The sequence below is a fragment of the Sphingomonas sp. genome, assembly GCF_031380695.1.
In the GTDB taxonomy this organism is placed as follows: Bacteria; Pseudomonadota; Alphaproteobacteria; order Sphingomonadales; family Sphingomonadaceae; genus Sphingomicrobium.
In genome coordinates this window covers 1-2,521 of sequence record NZ_JANMWY010000018.1, presented here as the reverse complement: position 1 = coordinate 2,521, position 2,521 = coordinate 1, and the positions used below count along the sequence as shown (strand labels likewise).

Here is a 2,521-nt window from a genome sequence, read left to right as displayed (position 1 = left end):
CCGCGCCCAGGTCGACGAAGCCTCGATGATGCTGGCGAAAGAGCGCGGCCCGTGCCCCGACGCCGCCGACATGGGGGTGATGGAGCGTTTCAGCTGCAAGATGGCGATCGCGCCGACGGCGTCGATCTCGATCATCGCCGGCGGAACCTCGGCCTGCATCGAGCCGATCCCGGCCAACATCTATACCCACAAGACGCTGTCGGGCAGCTTCTCGATCAAGAACCCCTATCTCGAGAAATTGCTGTCCGAGAAGAGCAAGAACAGCGACGCGGTGTGGAATTCGATCCTCGAGCAGGGCGGCAGCGTCGCGCATCTCGACTTCCTCACCACCGAGGAAAAGGACGTCTACAAGACCAGCTTCGAGATCGACCAGCGCTGGCTGATCGAGCTCGCCGCCGACCGCACGCCATTCATTGATCAGGCGACGTCGCTCAATCTGTTCATCCCCGCCGACGTCGACAAATGGGATTTGGCGATGCTCCACTTCCGCGCGTGGGAGCTGGGCATCAAGTCGCTCTATTACCTCCGCTCGAAATCGGTCCAGCGCGCCGGGTTCGCGGGCGGGGTCGAAGCCGACAATACGGCGGAACCGGCCAAGTATGAGCTTCCGACGACGGATTACGACGAATGCCTGGCGTGTCAGTGAGGGGAGGCGAGCCATCCCATCTTCAACCCTCCCCCTTGTGGGGAGGGCAGGGTGGGGGCGCGGACTCGGCACTTGCCGGGAACGCCGACAAAAGCTTTCCTTCAGCCGCAGCCGCGGCTGGCCCGGGACCCTCCTCCCCCACAAGGGGGGAGGGGAAGAAAGACGGCTTGAGGCGGCTCAGTCTTCCGATCGGCGTGACGCAACGCGCCCGCCGTCTCCGCCGCAACATGACCGCCGTCGAACGTCGCCTCTGGGCCGCTCTCCGCACCACCTTCCCCGACGCACATTGGCGCAAGCAGGTGCCGCTCGGTCCCTATTTCACCGACTTCTGCTCGCATGGCGCGAAGCTCATCGTCGAGTGCGACGGCGGCCAGCATGCCGAGGCAGGCGACCATGACGCGGCCCGGACGCGGTTTCTCGAAGCCGAAGGCTATCGCGTCATCCGCTTCTGGAACAACGAAGTGCTCGAAAACGTCGACGGCGTCCTTCAGGCAAGCGCCGCTACTCTCTCCTCCCCCCTTGTGGGGGAGGATCGAGGTGGGGGGCGCGACGCGTCTGCGTCGCAAGAGACTCGTGCCGTAGCGTCACCTTTCCCGATGGGAGATGGTGCGTGATCCCGATCTCGTTCACCCTCGCCAACCTCATCATGCTCGGCATCGGCCTCCTCGCCCTCGCGATCGGCATCGCCTTGCTAGTGCGGCGCGGCGGCAGCGCGGCCGCGGTCCAGGTCCGCCTCCTCATCGGCACGATGGCGCTGGCACTCGGCCTGGTCCTGTCGATCTCCGCCTTCGCCCTGAAAGGTGTTCGTCACTGATGCGTAAATATCATCGCTGGCTATCGGTCCTGTTCGGCCTGCTGATCCTGTTCATCGCGGTCACCGGGGTCGTGACCCAGGGCGCGCGGCTCTATGCCATCGGCGAGCCCGAGCGCGCCCGCTCCACCCAGGCTTCCGCACCCGCTGCCAGGATCGGCGAGGCGGAGGACACCGACGAAGCCGAGGCGCCCAAGGCCACGCCCGCCGCGCGCCCGCCGCAGAGCCCGCTCAAGCAATTCATCCATTTCGTCACCGAGCTCCATTCGGGCGAGGAATTCGGCATCGTCGGCCAATTGGTCAGCCTCGTCTCGGGCCTCGCGTTGATCTTCTTCGCGTTCAGCGGCCTGTGGATGTACATCCAGATGTTCCGCCGCCGCAGCCACCGCGCCCGCCATTCGAAGAAGATTTTCTGGTGAGCGGCTATCGTCAGTCGGGCTACGACCCCAACGCTTATGAGCGAATGGGCCGGCCGACGCGCCCGTTCAATTGGGTGCAATGGACCGGGGTCGCGTTCGGGCTTGCGGGGCTCGCGATCGATGCCGCCTATTTCGCCGGTCGGTTCGGCTGGATGCAGCCTTTGTTCAAGAGCCCGACGTCGGTGTTCATGCCGTTTCTCCTGGCCATCGTGCTGATCAACTCGCGCCGCGAACCGCTTGTCGATCCCGCCCCCGAACTGGCCGCCGCGCGCGGGCGCTGGCTGCTCATCGTTACCATTTTTTGCGTCGTCGTCCTTGGCGGCGCGACCGTCATCACCCTTTTCGCCTAGGAGCCTGACCCATGTCCCTCACCGAAGCCCGCAAGCAGTATAAGCCGTTCGAATATCCCTGGGCGTTCGATTATTGGAAGCGCCAGCAGCAGATCCACTGGATGCCCGAGGAAGTGCCATTGGGCGAGGATTGCCGCGACTGGGCGCAGAAACTGACCGACCACGAGCGCAACCTGCTCACGCAAATCTTCCGCTTCTTCACCCAGGCCGATGTCGAGGTGCAGGATTGCTACCACGAAAAATACAGCCGCGTGTTCAAGCCGACCGAGATCAAGATGATGCTCGCCGCGTTCAG

At 64.3% G+C, this 2,521-nt stretch carries 5 protein-coding genes and 1 pseudogene; all 6 read left to right on the top strand.

The features are described from left to right. A pseudogene (locus RMN84_RS00535) lies at positions 1 to 646 on the top strand (ribonucleotide-diphosphate reductase subunit alpha); the annotation flags it as partial. 167 nt (positions 647 to 813) lie between these two features. Continuing rightward, positions 814 to 1,260: a DUF559 domain-containing protein gene (locus RMN84_RS00530; RefSeq protein ID WP_309610257.1), complete on the top strand. Its 447-nt coding sequence runs from the start codon at positions 814 to 816 to the stop codon at positions 1,258 to 1,260. Continuing rightward, positions 1,257 to 1,460, top strand: a complete 204-nt coding sequence (locus RMN84_RS00525) for a hypothetical protein (RefSeq protein ID WP_309610256.1) — start codon at positions 1,257 to 1,259, stop codon at positions 1,458 to 1,460. The genes RMN84_RS00530 and RMN84_RS00525 overlap by 4 nt, the downstream gene beginning before the upstream one ends. Beyond that, positions 1,460 to 1,876 carry a PepSY-associated TM helix domain-containing protein gene (locus tag RMN84_RS00520; RefSeq protein WP_309610255.1) on the top strand — a complete coding sequence of 139 codons (417 nt, stop codon included), beginning with the start codon at positions 1,460 to 1,462 and terminating at the stop codon, positions 1,874 to 1,876. The genes RMN84_RS00525 and RMN84_RS00520 overlap by 1 nt, the downstream gene beginning before the upstream one ends. Continuing rightward, positions 1,873 to 2,226 (top strand): hypothetical protein, encoded by a 354-nt coding sequence (locus RMN84_RS00515; protein ID WP_309610254.1) that lies wholly within the window; start codon positions 1,873 to 1,875, stop codon positions 2,224 to 2,226. Before RMN84_RS00520 ends, RMN84_RS00515 begins: the two co-directional genes overlap by 4 nt. 11 nt (positions 2,227 to 2,237) lie before the next feature. Further along, positions 2,238 to 2,521: ribonucleotide-diphosphate reductase subunit beta (locus RMN84_RS00510; protein WP_309610253.1), on the top strand; the 284-nt coding region annotated here is incomplete at its 3' end.

Bases quoted from the DNA above. Each gene is read 5' to 3' on its own strand.
- RMN84_RS00520 (WP_309610255.1), top strand. From the start codon at position 1,460: ATGCGTAAATATCATCGCTGGCTATCGGTCCTGTTCGGCCTGCTGATC.